This window comes from Rhizobium sp. Root274 (assembly GCF_001429245.1).
In the GTDB taxonomy this organism is placed as follows: Bacteria; Pseudomonadota; Alphaproteobacteria; order Rhizobiales; family Rhizobiaceae; genus Allorhizobium.
Map to the genome: position 1 here is coordinate 73989 of NZ_LMJE01000001.1, position 25672 is coordinate 99660.

The window sequence follows — 25672 nt, forward strand, 5'->3', positions numbered from 1 at the left end:
CGTTTTCGACTGAATCACTGCGATTGAAGCAACTGCTCTAATCGACTGCCAATATGGCATAAATCCGTTTGCTCTTGCTATTGTGACGCAGAAAACATACAAGGCAAACGAGGGATAAAAGTGCAAACGGGATAGAGTTTCCGCCACGGCTGCCAACCTCAAACACTGGATTTGGCGCCTGTTCAGCCGGAACGTTCATCTGCCGTCTCGGCACTTTTTACCTGAAACTGGTTCAACATGCCGGCTTGGCCGGCCTATCAACGGTGGCTCTCCACCAACGCTCTTGACCGAGCATTCATCGGGTCCCGAGGGATCCATATCATTGTCGTTGACGTACGGTTTTTGATGTCTTTGCAACAGGTTGACATGACCACGAACGGACCGGGAACTCAAGTTTTCCCGAGGACCGTCCGGATGTTGCAAACCCGGTCCTCCGTGCGTCCACATCTATATCCGGCGCACAGTCCGCTAGGTTCCAGCCGCTTCTTTGTACAGCGCGCGGGTGGACCACCGACCGAGGGCGCCGAGGAGCACAGCTTAAATGGCAGACAAAATGCTGATCGACGCGTCTCACGAGGAAGAGACGCGCGTAGTCGTTGTTCGCGGTAACCGTATTGAAGAATTCGACTTCGAGTCCCAACACAAGAAGCAAATTCGAGGCAATATCTATCTCGCGAAGGTAACGAGGGTCGAGCCCTCGCTGCAGGCCGCCTTCGTCGATTACGGCGGCAACCGCCACGGCTTCCTGGCCTTCGCCGAAATCCACCCTGACTATTACCAGATCCCACTTGCCGACCGTCAGGCTCTGCTTCGTGCCGAAGCCGAAGAGCACCGCAAGGAAAACGACGTCGAAGGCGACGAAGTCTTCAACGACCCTGCCCAGCAGGACCAGCCCGACATCGGCATCGTTGCCCAGGCTGCCGCTGCTTCCGAAGAAAATGAGACGGCTGCAGAACCGGAGGCCGTAACCGAGACTGTTGAAGTCGAAGCCGATCCTGCACCTGTAGCTGAAGAAGAGGTTGCGCCTAAGGCTAAGCCGAAGCGGGTCCGCAAGCCGCGCGCCAAGAAGGCTGCCGCTGGCGAAGAAGCAACGTCGGACGAAGCGTCCGACGACGACGCGTCCGGCGGCACGATTGCTGCCATGGTCGACATGGATGAGATTTCAGAAGATGCCGGCGGTCGCCGTGGTCGCAATGACGACGATGATGACGACGACGACCATATCGAGGAAAAGGAAGAGATCGAATCCGTCGGCGCCGAAGACGCGATGGAAGAGGTTCCGGATCGCGTCGTGCGCAAGCCGCGCAAGCAGTATCGCATCCAGGAAGTGATCAAGCGCCGGCAGATCCTGCTGGTGCAGGTCGCCAAGGAAGAACGCGGCAACAAGGGTGCAGCGCTGACCACCTATCTGTCGCTTGCCGGTCGTTACTCGGTTCTGATGCCGAACACCGCGCGTGGCGGCGGCATTTCCCGCAAGATCACCCAGCCGACAGACCGGAAGCGTCTGAAGGAAATCGCTCGTGGTCTCGAAGTGCCGCAGGGCATGGGCGTGATCCTGCGTACCGCCGGCGCGAACCGCACCAAGGTCGAGATCAAGCGCGACTTCGAATATCTGATGCGCCTGTGGGAAAACGTCCGCACGCTGACGCTCGCTTCGACTGCACCGTGCCTGGTCTATGAAGAGGGTTCGCTGATCAAGCGCTCGATCCGCGACCTCTACAACAAGGACATTTCCGAGATCATCGTCTCGGGCGAAGAAGGCTATCGTGAAGCGAAAGACTTCATGAAGATGCTGATGCCAAGCCATGCCAAGGTGGTTCAGCCCTATCGCGACCTGCATCCGATCTTTGCGCGCTCGGGCATCGAAGCCCAGCTCGACAAGATGCTGCAACCGCAGGTGACGCTGAAATCCGGCGGCTACATCATCATCAACCAGACCGAAGCGCTGGTTTCGATCGACGTCAACTCCGGCCGCTCGACCCGCGAATACTCGATCGAGGACACCGCTCTCCAGACGAACCTGGAAGCGGCCGAAGAAGTCGCCCGCCAGCTGCGTCTGCGCGACCTCGCCGGCCTGATCGTCATCGACTTCATCGACATGGAAGAAAAGCGCAACAACCGCGCTGTCGAGAAGAAGCTGAAGGACTGCCTGAAGAACGACCGCGCCCGCATCCAGGTCGGCCGGATCTCGCATTTCGGCCTGCTCGAAATGTCTCGCCAGCGCATTCGCGCTTCGGTGCTGGAATCGACGACGCAGGTCTGCCCGCATTGCGCAGGCACCGGCCTCATCCGCTCGCAGTCTTCCGTCGCCTTGCATGTTCTGCGCGGCATCGAGGAATTCCTGCTCAAGAGCACCACGCACGACATCACCGTGCACACGACGCCGGAAACGGCGCTCTACCTCCTCAACCAGAAGCGCGACACGATCGTCGATTACGAGGGGCGCTTCGGCGTCTCGATCGTGATCGATGGCGGCATGCCGGCCCAGCATGGCGGCTCGCAGCACTTCACCATCGAGCGTGGCGAAGCAGTCGAGAACCCGGTCAAGATCGAGAGCCTCTTGTCGCTTCTGCCGGAGATCGAAGAAGAAGACGATTACGTGCCGGAGCCTGAGGACGAGGATGAGGAGGATGACGTCATCGTCTCCGCCGAGCCTGCCGCTCGTGCACCGTCTGCTGCTGCGGCCGCTTCCAGCGACGAACAGGGCAACCGCAAGCGCAAGCGCCGTCGTCGCCGTCGCGGCAAGAATGGCCAGAACGGCAATGGCGGCATCGAAGGCCAGGCCTCCGACGACAATGGCAGCGATGCCGATGACGAGGATGGCGACGAAGGCGAAGACGATGCCATCGAGACCAATGGCGAAGCACGCACCGATGCCGACGGCGATACCGTTGGTGAAGACGGCCAGAAGCGCAAGCGCCGCCGTCGCGGCAAGCGCGGTGGTCGCCGCAATCGCCCGGGCGAAGAAGGCTCGATCGAGGGCAATGGCGAGGAAGGCGACGATAACGACGCCGACAGCGATGACGAGACGGCCGAAGAAGCCGCCCATGAGCGCGTCGTCGAAGTGACGCCGGTCATGGCTGCCGTCGAGGAAGAGGCTGCCGTCGTTGCCGATAGGCCGAAGCCGCGCCGGACCCGCAAGGCCAAGGCTGTTGCCGAGCCTGTCGAAGCTGTGGTGACCGAGGCAGTCGCACCGGCTCATGAACCGACGTCAGTTGCCGAGCCTGTTGTCGCGGCAGAACCGGTCGCTGTGGCAGAGCCGGTCATGGAAACACCTGCGGTGGCGGAAGAGCCTGTTGTTGCCGACGAAAAGCCGGTCCGCGCCAATCGCGAATCCAACGTCACCGTCTCTGAGCCGGTGGTCACCTCGGCCAAGGCGACCGAAGAGACGCCTGACGCCTCCAAGCCCAAGAAGGGCGGATGGTGGCAGAAGCGCGGTTTCTTCTGAGAACCGCCTGCAAAGACTGAAACGTCGAAGGCCCCGCTCGCGCGGGGCCTTCTGCATTTGGGCAAGAGTTGATGTCGGCAAGGGCTACATATGCCCTCGCCTAACTAGGTTCGACCTCAGCCGCCCGGGCGCAGACGCGTCATCACCTGGGTCGGCTTGTCCATGAATGTGGCGAGATGGCTTGGGCGATAGCCGAGTTTTTCCGCCACCCGCATCGAGCCCTGATGCTCGGGGTCGAAGATGCAGACGGTTTTCGGATCGGAGACATTGCGATCGACCCAGTCGAGGGCCGCCGTCATCACTTCCGTAGCGATGCCCTTGCCATGCATCTCCGGCACCAAAACCCAACCGGCTTCGGGAGCGTCTCCAAGCCTCGGCTCGATGTCGCGCTTGTAATCGGCGAAACCCACCTCACCGATGAAGCGGCCGGTGTCGCGATCCTCGATGGCCCAGTAGCCGAAGCCGAGGGCCTGCCAATGGCCGACATAGCGCAAGAGCCGGCTCCATGTTTCGCTTGCCGTCGAGGGGCGACCGAGGATGTAGCGTGTCACGATATCATCGCGCCACATCGCGACCATGGCATCGAAATCGCCGACGCGATGACCGCGCATTCGGGTACGTGCGGTGAGGATTTCGGGTGCCGTGTTTGTGGCGGGCGAAAGTCCTGAAGTCATCGTGGTCTCTGCCTTTCAGTCGTCGGCGCGTTCACAAGGTGATTCAAGACCTTGAGAAAGTGAATCCGGAAACGCCGCCAAGTCGTTGGCCACGAATCCATTTCGCGAATTGCCGAAATGCTTAATCCAGCCACTTCGCCAGCCTCTCCGTCGCCTCGACCATCTCCTGCATGGTGCCTGCATAGGAGAGGCGGAGCGCCAGATGGCCTTCGAGCGGATCGAAATCGCGGCCGGGGGTGACGGCAACATCGGTCTCAGCAAGGATGCGTTTGGCAAAAGCCATGCTGTCATTGGTGAAGCGGCTTGCATCGACATAGGCGTAAAAGGCGCCGTCCATCGGGGAGAGTAAAGGCAGGCCGAGTTCCGGCAGGCGCTTGGCGAGGAAATCGCGGTTGGCGCGGCAGGCGGCCTTGTAGCCGTCGAGTTCGGCGGTGGCGCTGAGGGCCGCGAGGGCTGCGATCTGGGAGAGTTCGGGCGCCGAGATATAGAGGCTTTGGGCAACGCATTCGACCGGGCGGACCAGGTCTTCGGGTAGGACCATCCAGCCGATGCGCCAGCCGGTCATGCAATAGTATTTGGAGAAAGAGTTGATGATGACGGCCTCATCGCCGATCTCCAGCGCCGTCGTCTCCTCCGCGCCATAGGTCAGGCCGTGATAGATCTCGTCTGAAATCAGCGTGATCCCCTGCCCCTGGCAATATTGGTAGACATTGGCGAGTTGGGCCCGTGTCGTCACCGTGCCGGTCGGATTGGCGGGGCTTGCGAGGAGCACGCCCTTGAGCCGGACGCCGGCTTCGGTTTGCGCCCGCTCCAGGCTCTCAGGCGTCAGGGTATAACCGGTGTCGGCGCCGACGGCGACTTCGATGACCTTCAGGCCGAGTGCCGCCAGGATGCTGCGATAGGCCGGGTAGCCTGGCCGTGCGATCGCCACGGCATCGCCGACGTCGAAGAGCGAGAGGAAGGCGAGGTTGAAGCCGGCGGAGGAGCCTGTCGTCACGACGATGCGGTTCCAGTCGACGGCAACGCTGTGGCGGCGCTGATATTCTTCCGCAAGCGCCTTGCGCAGTGCCGTCATGCCGAGCGAGTCGGTATAGCCGATGCGGCCGCCTTCGAGCGCTGTGCGGGCGGCGGCGAGCGCTGCCTGCGGGGCTGGATGACCCGGCTGGCCGACGGCCATGGAGATGACGGGGCGCCCTTCCGCCTTGCGGCGGGTGGCTTCGGCCAGGATATCCATGGCGTGAAAGGGTTCTACGGCACTGCGCTTTGAAATCGAGATCAAGGTTTCCTGCTCCGCGGTGAGGATTGCCAGACATTTGCCGCAAAGCGCGTGGCATCACAATGGAGGCATGGGACAGTTGCCCGCAAAAATGGGATTTCCCTTGCCAAGGCTTGCCATTAGGCTAGGCAGGCGAGCCCGCCGAGTGCGGCCGGCTGGACGAGTTTGTTTGCAGATACGAGGACGAGACACACCATGGGCCTGAACTTCAAGATGATCGCCGCGACCGCCGTGGCTCTCCTGCCGGCTCTGATGCCGCTTCCTGCGAGCGCGCTCGACGATGCGCAGAAGAAGGAAATGGGCGCCTTCATCAAGGAATATCTGATCGAGAACCCGGAGATCATGCTGGAGGTGCAGGACGCGCTGCAGAAAAAGCAGGACGCCGCGCGGATCGAGAAATCGGCGGCAGCCGTCTCGACCAACAAGGAGACGATCTTCGAATCCGGCCATGATCTCGCGATCGGCAATCCCAAGGGCGACGTCACCGTGGTCGAGTTCTTCGACTACAATTGCGGCTATTGCCGTCGCGCCCATCCGGACATGGAGGCGGTGCTCGAGAAGGACAAGAACATCCGCTATGTGCTGAAGGAATTCCCGATCCTCGGACCGGATTCGCTCGCCGCCCACAAGGTGTCGGATGCCGTGCGCAAGCTGGCGCCTCAGAAATACGGCGACTTCTTCCGCGCGATGATGACCTCGGGCGAACGCGCCGATGAGACAAGTGCGATCGCGATTGCCGGCGGTCTCGGCGTCAAGGAAGACGCCATCCGCGCCAAGATGGCTGAGAGCCCGAACGAGGAGTCGGTGCAGGAAACCTATGCGCTCGCCACCAGCCTCGGCATCACCGGCACGCCGTCATACGTCATCGGCAACGAGATGGTGCCGGGTGCCGTGGGCTCCGACGCGATCGAAGAGAAGGTCGGCAATGTGCGCTCTTGCGGCAAGGCCTCCTGCTGAGATCGGACGCGCGCCAGGGCCCGTCGACTTAACCTTATCCCCGATTTCAGGGGATGGGGCGCCGTGATCCGGCCTAAGGGCTTTCCCTGCAGGGGCTCTCGGTCTATAGGAGGCGGTTGAAAGTCGACGGAAGCGTAGATGAGCAAAACCATTTTCGTGCTGAACGGCCCCAATCTCAACATGCTGGGCAAGCGGGAACCGGGGATTTATGGCGGCAAGACGCTCGCCGATATCGAGGCCGATTGCCAAAAGGCGGGCGCAGACCTTGGCCTGATCGTCGATTTCCGCCAGTCGAACCACGAGGGCATGCTCGTCGACTGGCTGCATGAAGCCGGCGAGAAAGCAGCAGGCGTGGCCTTCAATGCCGGCGCCTATACCCACACTTCGGTTGCCCTGCATGACGCCATCCGCGCGATCTCGCCGCTGCCGGTGATCGAGGTGCATATTTCCAACGTGCATGCACGCGAGGAATTCCGCCACAAATCGATGATAGCGCCCGCCGCAAAGGGCGTCATCTGCGGTTTTGGCCCCCATAGCTACATTCTGGCGCTCCATGCGCTCAAGACCCTCACGCAATAACAAGAATACAGGACATCCATCCATGGCTGACAAGAAAACGGGTATCGACCAGGCGCTGATCCGCGATCTCGCAAACATCCTCAACGACACGGATCTGACCGAGATCGAAGTGGAGCAGGACGACCTGCGCATCCGCGTTTCGCGCAACGGCACGCCTGTCATGATGCCGCAGCAGATGCAGGGCTATGCCTATCAGGCACCGGCACCGGCTGCTCCCGCAGCGCCTGCCGCTGTTGCTGCCCCTGCAGCGCCTGCCGGCCGTGATCTCTCCAAGGCCGTGACCGCACCGATGGTCGGCACCGTCTACCTGTCGCCCGCTCCGGGCGCGCGCCCGTTCGTGGAAGTCGGCGCGACGGTCAAGGAAGGCCAGACGCTGCTGATCATCGAAGCCATGAAGACCATGAACCAGATCCCCTCGCCCAAGTCCGGCAAGGTCGTCGAGATCGTTATCGACGATGCAAGCCCGGTCGAATACGGCGAGCCTCTGGTCATCATCGAGTAAGCCGATGAGCAATATCTCGAAGATCCTCATCGCCAACCGCGGCGAAATCGCGCTGCGTGTTCTGCGCGCCTGCAAGGAACTCGGCATTGCGACCGTCTCCGTGCATTCGACGGCCGATGCGGACGCCATGCATGTGCGCCTTGCCGACGAAAGCGTGTGCATCGGCCCGCCGCCGTCGCGCGACAGCTATCTCAATATCCACCAGATCGTCGCGGCCTGCGAGATCACCGGCGCTGACGCCGTGCATCCCGGCTACGGCTTCCTGTCGGAGAATGCCAAGTTCGCGGATATCCTCGACGCCCATGGCATCACCTTCATTGGACCGACGGCGGAGCATATCCGCCTGATGGGCGACAAGATCACGGCGAAGAAGACCGCGGTTGAACTCGGCATCCCGGTCGTTCCGGGTTCGGATGGCGAAGTGCTGCCGGAAAACGCGATGAAGATCGCACGCGAGATCGGCTTCCCGGTTCTGATCAAGGCGACCGCCGGCGGCGGTGGCCGCGGCATGAAGGTGGCGAAGACCGAGGCTGAGCTGGAAGAAGCCGTGTCGACTGCCCGCTCTGAAGCGCTGGCCGCTTTCGGCAATGACGCCGTCTACATGGAAAAATATCTCGGCAAGCCGCGCCATATCGAGGTGCAGGTGGTCGGCGACGGTGCCGGCAATGCCATCCATCTCGGTGAACGCGACTGCTCTTTGCAGCGCCGCCACCAGAAGGTCTGGGAAGAAGCGAACTCCCCTGCCCTCAACGTCGAGCAGCGCATGAAGATCGGCCAGATCTGCGCTGACGCGATGAAGAAGATGAAATACCGGGGCGCTGGCACGATCGAATTCCTCTACGAAAACGGCGAGTTCTTCTTCATCGAGATGAACACCCGTCTGCAGGTGGAACATCCGATCACCGAAGCCATCACCGGCATCGACCTCGTGCATGAGCAGATCCGCGTAGCCTCCGGCGCCGGCCTCTCGGTCACGCAGGATCAGATCGTCTTTTCGGGCCATGCCATCGAATGCCGCATCAATGCCGAGGATCCGCGCACCTTCGTGCCCTCGCCCGGCACGATCACGCATTTCCATGCCCCGGGTGGTCTCGGCGTTCGCGTCGATTCTGGCGTCTATGCCGGCTACAAGATCCCGCCTTACTATGACAGCCTGATCGGCAAGCTGATCGTGCATGGACGCACCCGCGTCGAGTGCATGATGCGCCTTCGCCGCGTGCTCGACGAATTCGTCGTCGACGGCATCAAGACGACGCTGCCGCTGTTCCAGGATCTCGTGGCCAACCAGGACATCGCCAATGGCGACTACGACATCCACTGGCTGGAACACTATCTGGCCGAAACCTCGGCCACGTAAACCATGGCTGGGCGCCGCAGCCGGGATCAAAGGATAACACCGGAGCTCCTGCTGCGCGCCTATTCCATCGGGCTCTTCCCGATGTCCGATTCCGCCGACGACCCGGAGCTCTTCTGGGTCGAGCCGGAAATCCGGGGGATCATCCCCCTCGACGAATTCCATGTCTCCGCGAGCCTTTTGAAGGCGATCCGCAAACGCCCCTTCGACATCCGCGTCAACACCGCCTTTGACGCCGTGGTGGACAAATGCGCGGAAGCGGCGCCTGACCGGCCCAGCACCTGGATCAACCAGACCATCCGCGACCTCTATGGCGCACTGCACCGCCTCGGCCATGCGCACAGCGTCGAGGCCTGGGAAGGCGAGGAACTGGTTGGTGGTCTCTACGGGGTGTCGCTCGGCTCGGCGTTTTTTGGCGAGAGCATGTTTTCAAGGCGCACGAATGCGTCGAAGATCTGTCTCGTCTATCTGGTGGAGCGGATGCGGGAGCGCGGGTTTACGCTCTTGGATACACAGTTCACCACCGAGCATCTGAAGACGTTTGGGGCGGTGGATATTCCGAAGGCTGACTATGGGGTGTTGCTGGAGAAGGCGATGGAGGGGGATACGGTGAGGTTTTAGCTTAAGCCGGTAGGTTTCGTATGATCGCCCAACGAATTAATAGAAAGCACACCCAACTCAGACTTGCAGAAGAAACCGTGGCGTGTTGTCATCACGCTCAATGAACTTCTGACAAGGAAAAACGATGACAGCCGAAGCCCCTCAAAGCAATCGGGATGACGACGTACGAAAGGACGAGTTTGATCTGGCGCTTGAAGAAGGGATCGAAGACGAGACTCTTCTTGAAGATCCCGGAGCCACTAAGTTCAGCATCTCAAGCTACGGCGCAGATTATACCGTAGACAGTTTGGTAAAGCGGATGCGAGGCGGAGCATTCAAAGTCCCGGACTTCCAGAGACAGTTCGTGTGGACCGCAAAACATGCGTCTAAATTCATCGAGTCTTTGTTGATGGGACTACCCGTACCAGGCGTTTTTTTGTACAAAGAAGCCGACACAAACGAACATCTAGTTATTGACGGCCAACAGCGATTGCGAACTCTGCAGGCTTTTTACGATGGAGTTTTGCGTGGCAAAGAATTTAAACTTCAAGGGGTCCGAGAACCTTGGCTGAATCGTACATACAAAACTCTTGATGCCGCTGATGTCTTGAAGCTTGACGACTCAATTGTTCATGCGACTGTTTTCAAGCAGGACAAACCCGAAGACGTTCTTGACAGCATATACTTTGTGTTTGAGCGGATCAACACTGGAGGAATAAGGCTTTCCCCTCAGGAAATTCGTAATTGCATTAGTTTGGGACCATTTATTGAAAGAGTGCGCCTCCTTAACAAGGATTCGTCATGGCGGGCGGTTTTCGCGAGCGAAAACAATCGCGCCAAAGACGAAGAGCTTATTGTCAGATTTTTTGCGTTGTACCGCGACGGGGGAAAATACTCTCGGCCAATGAATGGTTTTCTAAACAAGTTTTCAGCCCAGATGAACAAGGTGGGGGACGCAGAACTCGATCGTTTGGCTGGAGTGTTTGAGCGCACAATCGATAAGATTAACTCAGCAGTTGGCTCGCGTGCATTTCGCATAATTCGCGCACTTAACGCCGCTGCTTTTGACGCTGTAATGGTTGGCTTGGCCAAACGCCTAGATGCAGGTGCAATCCCATCAGATGAAAACGTTGCGGCAGCGTATAATTCGCTGATCGCAACCGATGAATTTAGACAGGCTTGCGAGCGCGCCACGGCTGATGAAGAGAACGTTCGTAAGCGCATCGCATTAGCGACTGAAGCATTTGCGGAAACGTGATGCGGCACGCTATCGAAAGTCGTGAGCGCAAGCTGGACAGATTTTTCGCTCGTGCGAGATCTGTGGAAGATGGCGAGTTGCAATCAGATTTGGCGCGATACGGTACAGTGCTGGTCTGTGGCTTTGTTGAACGATGCGTGGAGGTGATCATTCTTGAGCGCCTTTCCCAAAAGGCGCACCCTCGCATAATTCAATTCTTAAAATCCCACTTTAAGCGGGGCACCAACTACGATTGTGAGGCGATATGCCAACTTTTGGTCCGTTTTGATCAAGATTGGGAAAGTCAATTTCGTTCAATAATCGATGCAAATGACGAATGGATTTCGTCGTTGACGTCAGCTTATGCCATTAGGAATGCTATCGCCCATGGCGGAGATGGTAACAAAGGTTTGGCGGGTGTTGAAACGTTCTACGGCGATAGCAAAAAAATTATATGGTCGCTTGTGAAGTCTACCGAAAAATAGGATTGCCCCTCCAAACTTCACTCGTAGCTTAAGCGTGCGCCATCTACCCGTGTAGCTGTGTCAACTTTCCCTGTCTCTTTAATCCAAGTAGCGTCCACTTTGCCTCAGTGGCCTGCTGTGCGCCCAGTTTACTCTGCATTCGGCATGATTTTTGCTGCTGACCGCTTCCTTTACCCGACGCGCACCCAGCCCCTACCCCCGCACCTTCCGCCGCCGCGGCCGCTTCAGCCTTCCGCGAAACAGCCCGCGTTTCTCGATCGGCTCGAACACGGCGTCGGAGCCTTCAGGGTCGAGGATTTCGTGGTCGGCGAGCCATGTTTCGATGTCCGAGATCTCTGGGGTCTCGTAGGGCTTGAGGGTTGGGCCCTGGCTTGCTCCGCTCCGTTGACGCAAGAGCTCGATGGCTGCGATCAGGGATCCCTCCTGCTGGATCGTCTGTTCGACGGTTTCGGGTGCGGTTCCCAGATGCTCGGCCAGCAAATCGTTCCTGAAGCGCGCGATCCTTGCCGACAGCGCCTCTGATGCGCCCGCCTCCAGCGCGACGTCGCATTCCTGGTCGAAGCGCATCGACCGGTTGTTGATGTTGGACGAGCCGACGCGGAGATACTGGTCGTCGACGATCATCAGCTTGGCATGCACGTAGATCGGCTCGCCCTTCGCCGTGACGGGATGATAGATTTTGAACCGCCCGGATTTGTCGTGTCGACGCAAGGATTCGAAAAGCCGGGCACGGGCGGTGTCCATCGCGATTTGGCCGAGCCAGTTGTCGGATGTCGTCGGATTGATCAGCACGATCTCCGGCCCGTCGAGTTCGTCGAGCCTTCGGGCAATTGCCTGGGCGATGGCGCGTGAGGCGAAATACTGGCTTTCGGCATAAACCGTGCGTTTCGCGGCATTGATCATATCGAGTGCAAGCTGCTCGATCTCCGTGACGGCGGTTTCATCCTGATAGGCCGGGCTTGTGCGGGCGATCGCGAGATCGACCTTGCCGAAGGAGAAATGTGGGGCGTCGTCCGCGGCGACGGCTCTTGGCTCGACGAAAGGGACATGTTCTCCGCCGGCACGCGTCCAGCGATGCCGGCACAAGTCGCCCAGCGCACGCGCGGCAGGACCCGTAAACCGGCTCGATATGTCATGCCAGGGACCATAAGGCTTGCCGTTGGGACGGCGCCGGTCGGGGTCATCGTCGAGATGGCGCCGCGTGTCCCATCGATCGAGGGTCACATCGATGCCACCGCAATAGGCGACGGCATCGTCGATCACCAGCATCTTCTGATGGTGCGAGCTGCCAAGGGGATGTTTGCCGTCAAGGCGCACGGAAATCTGCCGGTTCCACTTCCAGCGCAGAAGGTAGGGAAGGTTCGCCGGCCTTGCCCAGCTGGCAAGCGGCGCCGGGCTCCACAGCAAAATCCTGATCTCAAGGCCCGGGGTGCGACGCGCCAGCCAGAGGAGGAAGTCTCCGACACGGCGCGGTGCTCCGTCGTCCACCTTGGGATGGCCAAGCGCGACCGTCGCATCAAAGTCCCATCCGACAAAGAAGATCGACCGCTTGGCAGCCATCATCGACGCACGGACCGATGCGAAATAATTGTCCGCATCGACCAGAATGGAGAAATCGTCGGCAGTCTCGATACGCCAGCAGTTTCGGGCGGGCGAAAACATAGGGGGAAGCGCCATCAGATACTCCAGACACCGGGTCGCCAGAATCGGCTAGCGCAACCGTCGCTTCACCTGCAGTTCGAACCATAGCCACTTCGCTCCGGCTTACAAAGGTGGCGAGGACAAGATTGCAGCGAGCAACATCGCGCTGGAGCGAGAATGTCAGCGGCTCTGTGTGGTTCCAGCCCTGGCGGGAAAATTCGATCGAATCGCCCAGCCGTCTCTAACCGCCCCAGGGTCCCGGGACTTCTGGGTGGCCCGGCAACTGATGCGGGGCCTGTTCCGTCTGTTTAGGTGCGCATGGCAGGGGAGCAGACGGTGCGCTTGAGGCACAGTCTCACCCTCGTCTCGCCGCCTCGATCTTCGCCACGTCGATCTTGCCCATCGTCATCATCGCCTCGAAGGCGCGTTTGGCCTCGGCACCTCCGGCCGCCAGTGCTTGTGTGAGCGTGCGCGGGGTGATTTGCCAGCTGACGCCCCATCTGTCCTTGCACCAGCCGCAGGCGCTCTCCTGGCCGCCGTTGCCGACGATGGCGTTCCAGTAGCGGTCGGTTTCTTCCTGATCATCCGTTGCGATCTGGAAGGAGAAGGCCTCCGACTGTTTGAAGGCAGGGCCACCGTTGAGGCCGAGGCAGGGGATGCCGGCGACGGTAAAATCCACGGTCAGGACATCGCCCGCCTTGCCGGAGGGATAGTCCGATGGCGCGCGGTGGACGGATTTCACTTCGCTATCGGGGAAGACGGATGCGTAGAAGCGCGCGGCGTCCTCGGCATCGCGGTCGTACCAGAGGCAGATGGTGTTCTTCGGTGTTGGCATGATGTCTCCTCCCAAAGATCGGATGAGGAGGCATTGCACGCCTGTCTGGGGAATGCGTCAAGGGTGTATGGGTGGGCCGTTACCGCCTTCCCCTCGCCTATTGGGGCAGCGGCGCCTTCATGGTGCAGACAAGGCCGGTCGGGTGGTAACGCACATCGACATGGCCGCCGCAATCGGCCGCCAGCACCCGTGACAGGAGCTTGGAGCCGAACCCTTCCGTCTTCGGCGTATCGACAAGCGGCCCGTCGCTTTCCTCCCAAACGAACTCGAGCGCCTCTTCGGCTTTTTCGGCCTTGCAAGCAGGGCATCGTTTGCGACCAGAAGTGGATCTGCTGCCCGCAATTCGCCATTCATCTTGGCAACGGATGCACTCGCCACGACGCCGGACTGCATGGCTCTATCAGTCATCTCAATATCACCCGATTGAACAAAATATGGCGTCATCTTTGTAACCAAAAATGACGATTGGCAACGGTCAAACCTGATCAACAGGCGGCCGAAGCTGCCTTCAGTTCACCGTCAGATCCGCCGTCTCACCAAAGGCGACGATCAGTTTGGGGCTGGTCATGTCGCCGCTTTCCTCATCGACCTGGATAGAATAGGCGGCCACGCCGAGGTGGCGGGCGGACATGGCGGTGGCGATCTTTTCAGCGGCGGCGGCGCTCGAAGCCTGGCGCATCTCGCCCGGCACGATGTTGCCCCGGTTCTTCTTGAAGGGAAGAACGATGAATTTTTCGGCGAGCGTCATGGCGGAGAACTCCTATTTGTTCTCTCAATGTTCTCAATTGTCGGGGATGTCAATCAGTAAAGGCGGTGCGTGACGTCCCCCCTCCGCCCTGCCGGGCATCTCCCCCTCGAGGGCGGAGATTGGTTGGGTCGCCGGTCGCCCCGAATTCACAGCGTGACGAGATCGGCACTGGTCTGCCCCTCATCTCGCTCAGAAGAGATGCAACGTCGAGAAAGACGCCGGGACGAATGCGTACGCCTTGCCAGACGTCGGGAGAGCCGAAGACGGTCTCAGTAGAGGCCGACGCCGCCGGGTGGGGTCGGCGGGGGGGCGGTCGGCTGCGGCTCGCCCGGCAGCAGCGGGACGCCATCCTGCAATGCCGGGTCGCCGTCCTGCGGGTAGCCATCCGGGGGCGGCAGGGCGCCACCATAGGTCTCGTCCGGCACGTCCTGCGGGGCTTCCAGTGGCGGGACGGTTCCCGGCGCCGGCTCTGCCGGTGCGATGTCGCTCAGTGGTGCGGCATTCGGATCGGCGGTCGGGCCACTGCCCGGGACGGCGTTCGGATCGGATGCTGCGTTCGGATCGGTCGCCGGGGCGGCGGTCGCCGGGGCTGAGGTCGCCGCCGCATCGGGCTTGGCGGGTTCCGGGGCTGGCTTCGCTGCGACCTCGACGCCGGGAGGGGCCGGCACGTCGGACTTCACCTTGCAGCCGGTCAGCCAGACGTCATAGATCGGGTGTTCGACCGCGTTGAGCGCGGGGCTGTCGGCAAACATCCAGCCGGAAAAGATGCGGCGGATCTTGCGGTCGAGGGTAATCTCGTCGACCTCGATGAAGGCGTCGATCTTCTGGGCTTCGCTCTCGTCGCGGGAATAACAGACCTTCGGCGTCACCTGGAGCGCGCCGAACTGCACCGTCTCGTTCACATAAACGTCAAAAGTGGTGATGCGGCCGGTGATCTTGTCGATGCCGGCGAATTCGGCCACCGGATTTTCGAGGCGAGTGGCATTGGCGGGCACCGGTGCCAGAAGCGGGGCGAGCATGGCAAATCCCAGAACCGGAACGGCCAAACTCCAAACGCTATGCTTCATGTCCCGCTCGCTTTCGTCAATCCACTACCAAGGGAGTTCCGCAGGCCAGATATGACAAGGGCCCCACGGATGAGGCCCTAATGCCGGATTATGGCCAAATCGGGTAACCGGCTCAGTTGCCGGGGGTCCAGGCGTCGTAATCGCCGGTGACGCGCGGACGTTCGCCGGCTGCCGCAATCGAACCCTGCGGGCGGTAGGCGTCTGCCGTCCCAGTCTGGTTCGGACGATGCGCCCTTTCCCATTCCCGGGCCTTGTAGTCTTCCTTCGACGGCGGCGTGTTGGTGCGGTAATGCATCCAGCCGTGCCAGCCGGCGGAGATCTTGGAGGCGTCGGCATAGCCGTTGTAGATGACCCAGCGCTTGGGCTGGCCCCAGCTTGTCATCGGGCCTTCGTAATAGACATTGCCGGCTTCGTCTTCGCCGACCCGCTTGCCCTGACGCCAGGTGAAGAAGCGGGTCCCCATGGTCTGACCGTTCCACCAGGTGAAGATCTGCAACAGAAACTGCTTCATGGCGTGTCCTTGGGCTTTGCCGTGGCTATGCTGGCAGCCGCGGGCGGCCACCGATCTTGCATCCGCTTATGCCGCCTCGCCTTTCGCTTGTCCAGTGATTCTGGGTCGCAGCCCCCTCATTTCAACTTGAGCTTGAAGCCGAGATGAGAGGGGGCGAAGCCGAGGCGCTCGTAGAAGCGGTGGGCGTCCTTGCGCGCGGCATTCGAGGTCAGCTGGACCAGGCGCATGCTTTCGGTCCGTGCCCTTTCGACAGCATATCCGATCATCGCAGCGCCGATTCCCCGCCCCCTGATGTCGGCGCGCGTCTGGACCGCCTCAATGATCATGCTGGAACTGCCGAGCGCCGTCATCGTCGTGGTGATCATGGTCTGGAACGTGCCGACCACCTCGCCGTCCAGCTCGGCCACATACAGTGTTTCGTTGGGAGAAGCGGCAATGCGAGCAAAGGCGGCGCGATATTTGGGTTGGGCGTCTAGGTCGGTGGTGTCGCCATGGCCGCCCAGCGGGTCATCGGCGAAGAGCGCGATGATCGCTTCCAGATCATTTTCGGTCGCTTCGCGTATCTGCAGCGTTTGGACTTGCATGCCGCACCTCTCCCTGCGTTAGTCTGCCCCGATCTATCTTTATCGGGGGACGTTTTGATGACACCAATGCTGCGGCTCGCAACAATCCTGTGCGCTACGCTCATCTCCACCACGGGTTCTGCCCAGGAAGGCGGTCGCAAGGCGATTGCCTTCGTCCAGGCACCGGAGATGAGTGCGGGCCAGTGCGTCGGCAAGGACACGGCGAGCGCGATCGACTGTGCGATGAAGCAATGCATCGACGGCGGCGGCACCGCAGAGGACTGCCAGGTCGATGCCACCTGCTTTCCCGGCAACTGGAGCGTCGACATCTTCATGATGGCCGATGGCGGGCCGCACTGGCATCAATATTCCTGCGGCTGGCAGACCAAGGAACTCGCCATCAAGGCGGCCGATCTTGCCTGCAGCACGGCACAGAAGGATGGGCTCGTAGAATGTTCGGCTGTGCAGCTGGTCGACGAGGATGGCAAGGTTACGGAACCGCCGTTCAACTGACGACAATACCGCCAGCAAAAAAGCCGCTCACGTGAGCGGCTTTTCCATGATCAGAGCCTCGATCCCGCTGCCCGGACCGCCGCAATTCTTCGTCCGGTCTACCTCAACAAAATCATGCGCCTCGTAAAAGGCGATGGCAGCTGTGTTCTTCGGCTCGACCTCGAGACGAAGAATTTCGGCATCGGGAAAGCAGGTCTCGATTTCTGCGAAGAGATCGCGGCCGATGCCCTGGCGCTGGTGATCCGGATGCACATAGAGCTGATGCAGGACCGCCGTCTTCGTCAGCTTTTCCGACATGGCCGCAAAAGCCATGCCGCCGATCCGCTTGCCATCGTCGGCAACGAGGTATTCGCCGCCCTTGGCGTGGATCCGGGACTTGATCTCCGCCGGTGAATGCCAGGCAGCGATCAGTTCAGCGACCTTTGGCACGCCGTAAAGCGCATCGTAGGTCGCGTGAAAACTCTGCGTCAGCAGGGCGCGGAGCGGTTCGACATCCCGGTCGGTGGCCGTGCGGACGAAGAACAATCGCTTACTCCTCCGGCAGGCCGAGCTTAGCCTTGACCAGCGCTTGAACAGCCTGGGGATTGGCCTTGCCGCCGGTTGCCTTCATCACCTGGCCGACGAACCAGCCGGCGAGCGTGGGCTTCGCCAGCACCTTGGCGACCTGGTCGGGGTTGGCGGCGATGATCTCATCGACGGCCTTTTCAATGGCGCCGGTGTCGGTCACCTGCTTCATGCCGCGGCTCTCGACGATCTCCGCCGGGTTCCCCCCTTCGTTCCAGACGATCTCGAAGAGATCCTTGGCGATCTTGCCGGAGATGGTCTCGGCCTTGATGAGGTCGATGATGCCACCAAGCTGTGCAGGCGAAACCGGGGTTTCCTCAATCGTCTTGCCGGCCTTGTTGAGCGCACCCAGGAGGTCGTTGATGACCCAGTTGGCGGCCGTCTTGCCGTCTCGGCCTTCGGCCACGGCTTCGAAGTAGTCAGCGATCGCCTTTTCCGAGACGAGCACCGAGGCATCGTAGACGGAGAGGCCGAGTTCAGACACGAAGCGTGCCTTCTTGTCATCGGGCAGCTCCGGCAGATCCTTCTTCAGGTTCTCGATGAAGGCATCGTCGAATTCGAGCGGCAGCAGGTCCGGATCGGGGAAGTAGCGATAGTCATGCGCATCTTCCTTGGAGCGCATGGAGCGCGTCTCGCCCTTGTTCGGGTCGAAGAGACGGGTTTCCTGATCGATCACGCCGCCATCTTCCAGGATCGCGATCTGGCGACGGGCTTCGTATTCGATGGCCTGGCCGATGAAGCGGATCGAGTTGACGTTCTTGATTTCGCAGCGCGTGCCGAATTCGCCGCCGGGCTTGCGCACGGAGACGTTGACGTCGGCGCGCATCGAGCCTTCGTCCATGTTGCCGTCGCAGGTGCCGAGATAGCGCACGATCGAGCGAAGCTTGGTCATATAGGCCTTGGCTTCGTCGGACGAGCGCATGTCGGGCTTGGACACGATTTCCATCAGTGCCACGCCCGAACGGTTGAGATCGACATAGGACATGGTCGGATGCTGGTCATGCATCGACTTGCCGGCATCCTGCTCCAGATGCAGGCGCTCGATGCCGATCTCGATGTCCTCGAAATTGCCCTGACGATCGGGGCCAAGCGAGATGATGATCTTGCCCTCGCCGACGATCGGATCCTTGAACTGCGAGATCTGGTAGCCCTGCGGCAGGTCTGGATAGAAATAGTTCTTGCGGTCGAAGATCGAGCGCTTGTTGATCTGGGCTTTCAGGCCGAGACCGGTTCGCACGGCCTGGGCCACGCATTCCTCGTTGATCACGGGCAGCATGCCGGGCATGGCGGCGTCGACGAGCGAGACGTTGGAATTGGGCGCATTGCCGAAGACGGTCGAGGCGCCGGAAAACAGCTTGGACTTCGACAGCACCTGGGCATGGACTTCCATGCCGATGATGACTTCCCAATCGCCGGTGGCACCGGGAATGAAGCGTTTCGGGTCGGGCGTGCGCGTGTCTACCAGGGTCATCGGATGCTCGTGTCATGCGTGGACGTTTCGTGTCGTGAGGTAGAGCAATTGTGCCGAAGGTGCAAGGCTTGTGGGCCATTCGCCGGGGGCGATCACCGGCAGAAAGGGGCTGCACGAAGGCTTAAGCTAAGGCGGCTATTCTGCGCGGCATGCCGTTTCAAACGCTTCTCACCCTGCTGGCAGTCTTCGCACTGTGGAACCTCGTCGTGTTCTGCCTCTACGCCTACGACAAGCTGGCGGCGCGCGGAGGCGGCTGGCGCGTGCGCGAGGATACGTTGATCCTGCTTGCCGTTGCCGGCGGCGGGATCGGTGCTTTCTCCTGCCAAAGATGGATGCGGCACAAGACGCGTAAAGGCCTCTTTCCGCTTCTGCTGCCGGTCATGGCGGGGCTGCATGGATTCCTAGCGACTGGTTTTGCCGCCGTGCAGCTGGTGCGGCCGCTGATCTCAGCCTGAGCCCGAGGCCCAACCAAGGCTAGAACTCCTGGCCGTATCCGCGCGTTTCCTGCTGGGCCAACTGCTTTGACAGCCCCACCGACTGCACGTCTCTGTCGAGCTTGGGATTGTAGGTGACCGTCAGCCAATTGACCGCATAGCCGTGCTTCTTGAAGAAGCGCAGGGCTTGTGCGTTCATGGCATGCGTCTGCAGGCTGGCCTTAGAAAATCCCTTGTCGACGATTTCGGCTTCCACGGCGGCCAGCAGTTCGGTGCCGAGCCCCTGCCCTTCGAAGTCGGGATCAATCCAGAAATCCGTAATCGTCTCGTCCAGATCTTCGCGAGCCGCCCAGCCCGCAGGCTGGCCGGACTTTTCGATTACGGTGATGCAGATCCAGCCGTCGCGGGCAAAACGCAGAAAGGCATTTCGGGCATTTTCGGTCATGTCCAGCGTTTCGCCGACCGGGATCATCGCCTTTTGCCAGGCGCGCAGGCCGATTTCGGCCAGGGTTTCGGCTTCCTCCTGTCGCGCCTTGCGGATCGTGATCATTTATCCCTCGTTGTTGCGGCAGTTAAACACCTGCAACGATTCGTGGCCAGAGCGGCCCGGGCGCTGGCGTGGACGGCTTCGGCCCCATGTGCTATCGCTTGGCCGTCTATAGGAGTTTTGATGTTCGGTTTGTCCGAGACCCGGTAAAGGCCCTGCCCCGCGATCCTTCACGGACACTGCGGTCAGGGCCAGAAAACGAAGCCCCGACGCCCAGCGGCGCCGGACCCGTTTTCATGCGCGCATACAAGCGCGTTTCTCCGGACATCATCTCATGGACATCTCACGCAACGATCAGCGTATCCTTCATCTCATGGCCCAAGGCGGCTGGATCGAAATTCACCGCGACGAACGCCGCAAAATCGAGAAGGCCCTGTGCTTTTCCCGCGACGGCTGGCTCTATCCCGGCTTCGACATAGAGCTTTTCCGCAGGCTGAAGCGGCTCAAGGCGATCAGCTCGCGACAGGGCAGGCCTTATCGGATCACCGAGCGGGGCTTGCGGCTCGTGAGGGCAGAGCTGGATAACAGATAGGCCTAGGGCCAGCACTGCTTAAGGCGGTGCTGGCTGGCCATTCACGCTGTTGGCGATCGCACGACTATGGGTTATTCTGTCGTCATGGCTGAACCGAGATCAAAACCTTCCGACGAGATCGACTTCGCGCCGCCGTCAGCGGACGTGTCGCCGGCGGAATATGAAGCCTGGAAGATCGAGAAGGTCACCAAAGCGCTCAAACAGTGCGAGGATCGTGATGCGATGATCCCGGCTGCTGATGTCTGGGAGCGCTTTGGCTTTGAACGTTAAGTTCTCTCCACAAGCGACCGCCGACCTCATTGCCATTCACACCTATATCGCCGATCAGGATCCATCTGCTGCCGGGCGGATCCTGTCATGGTTGCGGCAGATCACTGAGACGCTTAGCCAGTTTCCGCTTCTGGGGCGGCCTGGAGCTGTTAACGGGACCCGAGAATTCGCGGTCCATGGTCTGCCCTATACTGTGATCTACCGAGTGGTCTCGACGGCGGAGCTCGACATCGTCACCATCCTTCACCAGCGCAAACTCTATCCGCCATCCGAGGAATGACCGCTTGGCAAGGACGCGGTGTGCGCTTCAAAGCTCCTGCTGCATCTTCACCTTCTCCACCATCATGCCCATGGATGGCGAATGCAACAGGCCGCGCCAGACGACGGCAAAGCCGAGTTCTTCGTAAAGCCGGATCGCGCCTTCGTTGGCCGCGTGGGTGTCGATTCTCGCCTGCTTTAGACCCTTGGCGCGCATGGCGCGCAACGTGGCCGACAGCAAGGCCGAGCCGATGCCGAGACCCTGATAGGCCGGGTTCACCCAGAGGTCGGAGATGTAGTCGCGCTCGCCTTCCCGGGCGATCCATCCGGCGATCTCGTCGCCCAGTTGTCCGACGGTGATGAGGTTAAAGTGATCCCTGGCGAAGCCGTGGAAGCTGGAGCGGATGCGGACCACCATGTCCTGACCATAGGCGTTCAGCACCGGATTGGATGCCCAGGCCTCAAAACCGACACGGCCGACGCTGTCAGCATCGGCCGCTCTCATGTCACGAATGGTAAAGTCGCTTACCACCACTTGGCCGGCGTGAACTTGCCGGCGGCCTGTTCGATCACATGGGCGGTCTTGAAGAGGGTTTCTTCTTCAAAAGGCTTGCCGATGATCTGCAGGCCGAGCGGCAGGCCCTTGCTGTCGATGCCGGCAGGCACCGAAATGCCCGGGAGGCCTGCCATGTTCAACGTGATGGTGAAGACGTCCTGCAGATACATCTTGACCGGATCGGCGGCGAGTTCCTTGTCGCCGATCGCGAAAGCAGACGTCGGGGTGATCGGGGCCAGAATCGCATCGACGCCGGCCTCAAAAGCCAATTCGAAGTCGCGCTTGATCAGCGTGCGGACCTTCTGGGCCTTCAGGTAATAGGCGTCGTAGTAACCGGCTGACAGCACATAGGTGCCGATCATGATGCGGCGCTGAACTTCCTTGCCAAACCCTTCCGCACGGGTCTTTTCATACATGTCGGCAATGTCCTTGCCGTCAACGCGCAGGCCGTAGCGGACGCCGTCATAACGGGCGAGGTTCGACGAGGCTTCGGCGGGGGCAACGATGTAATAGGCCGGCAGCGCGTATTTGGTATGCGGCAGCGAGATGTCGACAATCTCGGCACCGGCTTCCTTCAACCAGGCGATGCCCTGTTGCCAGAGCGCCAGGATCTCTTCCGACATGCCTTCGACGCGGTATTCCTTGGGGATACCGATCTTCATGCCCTTCACGGAGCCGCCGATGGCCTTCTCATAATCCGGCACCGGCAGGTCAACGGAGGTCGTGTCCTTCGCATCGGTGCTGGCCATGGACTTCAAAAGGATCGCGGCATCGCGCACGTCGCGGGCGATCGGGCCGGCCTGGTCGAGCGACGAGGCGAAGGCGACGATGCCCCAGCGCGAGCAGCGGCCATAGGTGGGCTTGATGCCGACGGTGCCGGTGAAGGCGGCCGGCTGGCGGATCGAGCCGCCGGTGTCGGTGGCGGTTGCGCCGGCGCAAAGGTGAGCGGCGACAGCTGCGGCCGAACCGCCCGAGGAGCCGCCGGGCACCAGCTTTTCATCCGAGCCGGTGGCTTTCCACGGATTGACGGCCGGGCCGTAGTACGAGCTCTCGTTCGACGAACCCATGGCGAATTCGTCCATGTTGAGCTTGCCGAGCATGACGGCACCGGCGTTCCACAGGTTGCTCGTCACGGTCGATTCATATTCCGGCTTGAAGCCGTCGAGGATGTGGCTGCAGGCCTGCGTGTGTACCCCCTTGGTGGCGAAGAGGTCCTTGACGCCGAGGGGAATGCCTTCGAGCACGCCGGCCTTGCCTTCCGCGATGCGGGCATCCGAGGCCTTCGCCATGTCGCGGGCAATGTCAGGGGTGACGGCAACATAGGCGTTCAGCGCACCATTGGCGGCATCGATCGCGGAGAGATAGGCATCCGTCAGTTCGACGGCCTTGATCTCCTTGGCGGCGAGTTTCGCGCGGGCTTCGGCGATGGTGAGGCTGGTCAGTTCGCTCATGGCAGGTTCACTTCAGACTGTCTGCGCCCAAACGGGCGGGAATTTTCGGAGGCTTGGCAGGCGATCGGCGGTCGGATCTTATTCGACGACCTTCGGGACCTGGAAGAAATTGCGGTCGGTCGCCGGCGCATTGGCAACGATGGCGTCGGCCTTGTTGCCGTCGGTCACGACATCGGCGCGCTTCTTCATTGCCATGGGGGTCACCGACGTCATCGGCTCGACGCCTGTGACGTCTACCTCGTCGAGTTGCTCGACGAAGCCGAGGATGCCGTTCAGTTCACCGGTCATGCGCTCGGCCTGCTCCTCGCTGACGGCGAGACGGGCAAGACGGGCAACGCGCTTGACGGTGGCGAGATCGACAGACATGGGCATTCTCCGGATGGACTGTTTTCTTCGCTATAATGGCCGTCAAGCGCTGAGGCAACGGGGTTTCGTCAGACCTCGACCGAGGAGCCCGGCTTCGGGGTCAGTACGCGGGTGCGTGTGCCATCGAGACCGGCAACGAATTTCTCCGGCGTCTGGTCGATGATCGGGAAGGTGCCGTAGTGGCAGGGGATCGCGGTCTTGAAGTCGAAGTAACGCTGGCAGGCAAGTGCTGCCACTGCACCGCCCATGGTGAAGCGATCGCCGATCGGCACGAGGCCGATATCCGGCTGATGCAGTTCCTTGATCAACTGCATGTCGGAGAAGATGTCAGTATCGCCCATGTGCAGCAGCGAAGCTTCGTCGTCGAAATGCAGCATCAGGCCATTGGCGTTGCCAAGCGCGTGGGAGACGCCGTCCTCGGTGATCTGGGCGGAGGAATGCAGGGCGTTGGTGAAGGTGACGGAGAAACCTTCGAAGCCGATGGTGCCGCCGGTATTGCCCATCTCAATCTTGTCGACGCCCTTGGAGCCCAGCCAGGCGGCGAGGTCGGCATTGGCGAGAACGGTTGCGCCGGTCTCCTTGGCGAGCGCGACGGTATCACCGACATGGTCGCCATGACCGTGGGTGAGCAGGATGTGCGTCACGCCTTTCGTCTGGTCCTTGAGATCGAGATCGGCAAAGCTTGGATTGTAGGACAGAAACGGATCGATCAGGATCGAAGCGGTCGCGCTGTCGAGGCGGAAGGCGGAATGGCCGAGCCAGGTGATCTTCATGGGATATCTCCGGGTTGCAGTGTTGCGCGGCAATATATGGCAAATGCCAAGCCCGGCAACTGCTGGAAGGCTGCGTCAGTTGCGCAAGGGTCAGCGCTGGTCTATGCGACCTTCATGGCAGCCGTATTGCTGCGGAAGAAAAGGGACAGACCATGGCCGACGACGATTACATCTATGACGAGGCCACGGGCGAATGGCTGTCGGCAGCCGAGGCTGCGGCGAAGAATGCCAAGCCAGAAGCCCGCGACGCGTCCGGGAATATTCTGGCCGACGGCGATTCCGTCGTGCTGGTCAAGGACCTGAAGGTCAAGGGCGCCGGGCAGACGCTGAAGCAGGGCACGGTCATCCGCTCGATCCGCCTCACCGACAATCCGGAAGAAGTCGACTGCCGGCATGATGCGATCAAGGGACTGGTGCTGCGCACCGAGTTCGTTCGCAAGCGCTGAGGCTTTGAAGGGGTAAGAGACGTGGCGACACTGACCATCGAGGAACTGGCCGAGCAGCTTCAGCCGAACCAGGCGATTGCGGGCCTCGATCTCGGCACGAAGACGATCGGGCTTTCCGTTTCGGATCTCGGGCGCCGCTTCTCGACCCCTCGCCCGGTGCTGAAGCGGATCAAGTTTACCCAGGACGCCGAACTGCTGCTGACCTTTGCCGCCAAGGAGAGGGTCGTCGCCTTCGTCATCGGGCTGCCGGTCAACATGGACGGCTCTTCCGGGCCGCGGGTCCAGGCGACCAGGGCCTTTGTGCGGGCCATGGCGGATAAAACCGACATTCCCTTCGTCTACTGGGACGAGCGGCTGTCGACCGTTGCCGCCGAACGGGCGCTGCTGGAAATGGATGTCTCACGCGCCAAGCGCAGCGAACGGATCGATTCGGCCGCCGCCAGCTTCATCCTTCAGGGCGCGCTGGACAGGCTTTCCGGGCTGGCGCGGGTTTCCGCCACGTCCGGTGATGACGCCTGACGGGCAGTCCACCAGGCCTTGATCGCCTTGCGGCGACGGAAGGCCATGATGGCAAACAGCACCAGGCTATCGACGACCACCGCGCGCATGACGAGCGGCGGAATGGTTTCCGGCGGAATGCCGAGCACATTGCCATAGATCTGGAAGACGAGGTCGTGCGCCTGACGCGTGAGCATGAAGATGCCGAAGCTCATGTCGTAATAGGACAGGCTGTACCAGGCGCCAAGAAACGCAATGGGCATGGCCCACAAGAGCAGAAATGTCTTCATGCCGTCTCTGCCTTTCGCAACAGCAGCGAATCATTCGCCGCCGGCCAGTTCTCTACCAGCCATCTCAATCCGGCCATCGTGGTCAACACGAGAGCCGGCACGGCGATATCGAGTGCCAGCCCCGCGAAGAAGACCATCATCATGATGGTTATCACCGGTCTTGCCGGAGCCACGACTTTCACCGCTTACGCCTTTCAACGCCTGTCCCATGGAAAAGGTGTCCTGT

At 60.8% G+C, this 25672-nt stretch carries 31 protein-coding genes and 1 pseudogene; 15 read left to right on the forward strand and 17 right to left on the reverse strand.

Annotation, left to right across the window (positions count from 1 at the left end; all coding sequences use genetic code 11):
- Nucleotides 1-541 precede the first annotated feature (541 nt).
- Nucleotides 542-3448, forward strand: a complete 2907-nt coding sequence (locus ASE36_RS00490) for an Rne/Rng family ribonuclease (RefSeq protein ID WP_062274426.1) — start codon at nt 542-544, stop codon at nt 3446-3448.
- Between the two features lie 116 nt (nt 3449-3564).
- Here the strand turns inward: ASE36_RS00490 and ASE36_RS00495 are convergent, their stop codons facing one another.
- Entirely contained in the window at nt 3565-4122 is a 558-nt protein-coding gene (locus ASE36_RS00495; protein ID WP_062274429.1) for a GNAT family N-acetyltransferase, read from the reverse strand.
- A 121-nt stretch (nt 4123-4243) separates the two neighbouring features.
- Nucleotides 4244-5401, reverse strand: a complete 1158-nt coding sequence (locus ASE36_RS00500) for a pyridoxal phosphate-dependent aminotransferase (protein WP_062274432.1) — start codon at nt 5399-5401, stop codon at nt 4244-4246.
- Between the two features lie 192 nt (nt 5402-5593).
- Here ASE36_RS00500 and ASE36_RS00505 point away from each other — a divergent pair, with 192 nt between their 5' ends.
- From ASE36_RS00505 to ASE36_RS00535, 7 genes are all read left to right on the forward strand, one after another.
- On the forward strand, nt 5594-6355 hold the full coding sequence (locus ASE36_RS00505) for a DsbA family protein (protein ID WP_062274435.1): 762 nt from the start codon (nt 5594-5596) through the stop codon (nt 6353-6355).
- A 138-nt stretch (nt 6356-6493) separates the two neighbouring features.
- The gene (gene aroQ, locus ASE36_RS00510; RefSeq protein WP_062274438.1) at nt 6494-6934 is read left to right on the forward strand and encodes a type II 3-dehydroquinate dehydratase; all 441 of its coding nucleotides are present in this window, start codon (nt 6494-6496) and stop codon (nt 6932-6934) included.
- Between the two features lie 22 nt (nt 6935-6956).
- A complete protein-coding gene (accB, locus tag ASE36_RS00515) occupies nt 6957-7436 on the forward strand; it encodes an acetyl-CoA carboxylase biotin carboxyl carrier protein (protein WP_062274440.1) in 480 nt (159 codons plus the stop codon).
- 4 nt (nt 7437-7440) lie between these two features.
- A complete protein-coding gene (gene accC, locus ASE36_RS00520; RefSeq protein ID WP_062274443.1) occupies nt 7441-8793 on the forward strand; it encodes an acetyl-CoA carboxylase biotin carboxylase subunit in 1353 nt (450 codons plus the stop codon).
- 3 nt (nt 8794-8796) lie between these two features.
- Nucleotides 8797-9411, forward strand: coding sequence for a leucyl/phenylalanyl-tRNA--protein transferase (gene aat, locus ASE36_RS00525; protein WP_062274446.1), 615 nt, complete (start codon nt 8797-8799; stop codon nt 9409-9411).
- 124 nt (nt 9412-9535) lie between these two features.
- On the forward strand, nt 9536-10648 hold the full coding sequence (locus ASE36_RS00530) for a DUF262 domain-containing protein (RefSeq protein ID WP_062274449.1): 1113 nt from the start codon (nt 9536-9538) through the stop codon (nt 10646-10648).
- Entirely contained in the window at nt 10648-11112 is a 465-nt protein-coding gene (locus tag ASE36_RS00535; protein WP_062274452.1) for a HEPN domain-containing protein, read from the forward strand. The genes ASE36_RS00530 and ASE36_RS00535 overlap by 1 nt, the downstream gene beginning before the upstream one ends.
- 192 nt (nt 11113-11304) lie before the next feature.
- Here the strand turns inward: ASE36_RS00535 and ASE36_RS00540 are convergent, their stop codons facing one another.
- The 6 genes and pseudogenes from ASE36_RS00540 to ASE36_RS00565 form a co-directional block, all read right to left on the reverse strand.
- Nucleotides 11305-12789 carry a phospholipase D-like domain-containing protein gene (locus ASE36_RS00540; protein ID WP_082510723.1) on the reverse strand — a complete coding sequence of 495 codons (1485 nt, stop codon included), beginning with the start codon at nt 12787-12789 and terminating at the stop codon, nt 11305-11307.
- Nucleotides 12790-13108: 319 nt separating this feature from the next.
- Nucleotides 13109-13588 carry a VOC family protein gene (locus tag ASE36_RS00545; RefSeq protein ID WP_062274458.1) on the reverse strand — a complete coding sequence of 160 codons (480 nt, stop codon included), beginning with the start codon at nt 13586-13588 and terminating at the stop codon, nt 13109-13111.
- Between the two features lie 508 nt (nt 13589-14096).
- Complete coding sequence (locus tag ASE36_RS00550) at nt 14097-14336, reverse strand: hypothetical protein (protein ID WP_062274461.1); 240 nt, start codon at nt 14334-14336, stop codon at nt 14097-14099.
- 632 nt (nt 14337-14968) lie between these two features.
- Nucleotides 14969-15403: pseudogene (locus ASE36_RS22970) on the reverse strand (DUF2155 domain-containing protein); the annotation flags it as partial.
- A gap of 112 nt (nt 15404-15515) precedes the next feature.
- Nucleotides 15516-15914, reverse strand: coding sequence for an NADH:ubiquinone oxidoreductase subunit NDUFA12 (locus tag ASE36_RS00560; RefSeq protein ID WP_062274467.1), 399 nt, complete (start codon nt 15912-15914; stop codon nt 15516-15518).
- 116 nt (nt 15915-16030) lie between these two features.
- On the reverse strand, nt 16031-16498 hold the full coding sequence (locus ASE36_RS00565) for a GNAT family N-acetyltransferase (RefSeq protein WP_062274470.1): 468 nt from the start codon (nt 16496-16498) through the stop codon (nt 16031-16033).
- A 57-nt stretch (nt 16499-16555) separates the two neighbouring features.
- Here ASE36_RS00565 and ASE36_RS00570 point away from each other — a divergent pair, with 57 nt between their 5' ends.
- The gene (locus ASE36_RS00570; RefSeq protein WP_156378538.1) at nt 16556-16990 is read left to right on the forward strand and encodes a hypothetical protein; all 435 of its coding nucleotides are present in this window, start codon (nt 16556-16558) and stop codon (nt 16988-16990) included.
- 27 nt (nt 16991-17017) lie between these two features.
- Here ASE36_RS00570 and ASE36_RS00575 read toward each other — a convergent pair whose 3' ends face one another.
- Nucleotides 17018-17515 (reverse strand): GNAT family N-acetyltransferase, encoded by a 498-nt coding sequence (locus tag ASE36_RS00575; RefSeq protein WP_062274476.1) that lies wholly within the window; start codon nt 17513-17515, stop codon nt 17018-17020.
- Between the two features lie 4 nt (nt 17516-17519).
- On the reverse strand, nt 17520-19025 hold the full coding sequence (gatB, locus tag ASE36_RS00580) for an Asp-tRNA(Asn)/Glu-tRNA(Gln) amidotransferase subunit GatB (RefSeq protein WP_062274478.1): 1506 nt from the start codon (nt 19023-19025) through the stop codon (nt 17520-17522).
- 149 nt (nt 19026-19174) lie between these two features.
- Here gatB and ASE36_RS00585 point away from each other — a divergent pair, with 149 nt between their 5' ends.
- Nucleotides 19175-19480, forward strand: coding sequence for a DUF1294 domain-containing protein (locus ASE36_RS00585; RefSeq protein WP_062274481.1), 306 nt, complete (start codon nt 19175-19177; stop codon nt 19478-19480).
- A 19-nt stretch (nt 19481-19499) separates the two neighbouring features.
- Here ASE36_RS00585 and ASE36_RS00590 read toward each other — a convergent pair whose 3' ends face one another.
- On the reverse strand, nt 19500-20009 hold the full coding sequence (locus tag ASE36_RS00590) for a GNAT family N-acetyltransferase (protein WP_062274484.1): 510 nt from the start codon (nt 20007-20009) through the stop codon (nt 19500-19502).
- Between the two features lie 271 nt (nt 20010-20280).
- Between ASE36_RS00590 and ASE36_RS00595 the strand changes: the two genes are divergently transcribed.
- From ASE36_RS00595 to ASE36_RS00605, 3 genes are all read left to right on the forward strand, one after another.
- Nucleotides 20281-20538, forward strand: a complete 258-nt coding sequence (locus tag ASE36_RS00595; protein ID WP_062274486.1) for a YjhX family toxin — start codon at nt 20281-20283, stop codon at nt 20536-20538.
- An 84-nt stretch (nt 20539-20622) separates the two neighbouring features.
- Nucleotides 20623-20808, forward strand: coding sequence for a hypothetical protein (locus tag ASE36_RS00600; RefSeq protein ID WP_156378539.1), 186 nt, complete (start codon nt 20623-20625; stop codon nt 20806-20808).
- Nucleotides 20798-21088: a type II toxin-antitoxin system RelE/ParE family toxin gene (locus tag ASE36_RS00605; protein WP_062274492.1), complete on the forward strand. Its 291-nt coding sequence runs from the start codon at nt 20798-20800 to the stop codon at nt 21086-21088. Before ASE36_RS00600 ends, ASE36_RS00605 begins: the two co-directional genes overlap by 11 nt.
- A 27-nt stretch (nt 21089-21115) precedes the next feature.
- On the opposite strand, the gene ASE36_RS00610 is transcribed toward ASE36_RS00605, so the two are convergent.
- From ASE36_RS00610 to ASE36_RS00625, 4 genes are all read right to left on the reverse strand, one after another.
- Nucleotides 21116-21571 (reverse strand): GNAT family N-acetyltransferase, encoded by a 456-nt coding sequence (locus tag ASE36_RS00610; protein ID WP_062274494.1) that lies wholly within the window; start codon nt 21569-21571, stop codon nt 21116-21118.
- 20 nt (nt 21572-21591) lie between these two features.
- A complete protein-coding gene (gene gatA / locus ASE36_RS00615; RefSeq protein WP_062274498.1) occupies nt 21592-23073 on the reverse strand; it encodes an Asp-tRNA(Asn)/Glu-tRNA(Gln) amidotransferase subunit GatA in 1482 nt (493 codons plus the stop codon).
- A 78-nt stretch (nt 23074-23151) separates the two neighbouring features.
- Complete coding sequence (gene gatC / locus ASE36_RS00620; protein ID WP_062274501.1) at nt 23152-23439, reverse strand: Asp-tRNA(Asn)/Glu-tRNA(Gln) amidotransferase subunit GatC; 288 nt, start codon at nt 23437-23439, stop codon at nt 23152-23154.
- A 68-nt stretch (nt 23440-23507) separates the two neighbouring features.
- A complete protein-coding gene (locus ASE36_RS00625) occupies nt 23508-24212 on the reverse strand; it encodes a metal-dependent hydrolase (RefSeq protein WP_062274504.1) in 705 nt (234 codons plus the stop codon).
- 152 nt (nt 24213-24364) lie between these two features.
- Here ASE36_RS00625 and ASE36_RS00630 point away from each other — a divergent pair, with 152 nt between their 5' ends.
- Both ASE36_RS00630 and ruvX read left to right on the forward strand, forming a co-directional pair.
- The gene (locus ASE36_RS00630; RefSeq protein WP_062274507.1) at nt 24365-24658 is read left to right on the forward strand and encodes an alkylphosphonate utilization protein; all 294 of its coding nucleotides are present in this window, start codon (nt 24365-24367) and stop codon (nt 24656-24658) included.
- 21 nt (nt 24659-24679) lie between these two features.
- Nucleotides 24680-25177: a Holliday junction resolvase RuvX gene (ruvX, locus tag ASE36_RS00635; protein WP_062274511.1), complete on the forward strand. Its 498-nt coding sequence runs from the start codon at nt 24680-24682 to the stop codon at nt 25175-25177.
- Here ruvX and ASE36_RS00640 read toward each other — a convergent pair.
- Nucleotides 25111-25446: a DUF6105 family protein gene (locus tag ASE36_RS00640; protein ID WP_062274515.1), complete on the reverse strand. Its 336-nt coding sequence runs from the start codon at nt 25444-25446 to the stop codon at nt 25111-25113. The two genes, ruvX and ASE36_RS00640, sit on opposite strands and share 67 nt — an antisense overlap.
- Complete coding sequence (locus ASE36_RS22820) at nt 25443-25589, reverse strand: hypothetical protein (protein ID WP_200945145.1); 147 nt, start codon at nt 25587-25589, stop codon at nt 25443-25445. The genes ASE36_RS00640 and ASE36_RS22820 overlap by 4 nt, the downstream gene beginning before the upstream one ends.
- Nucleotides 25590-25672: the final 83 nt, after the last annotated feature.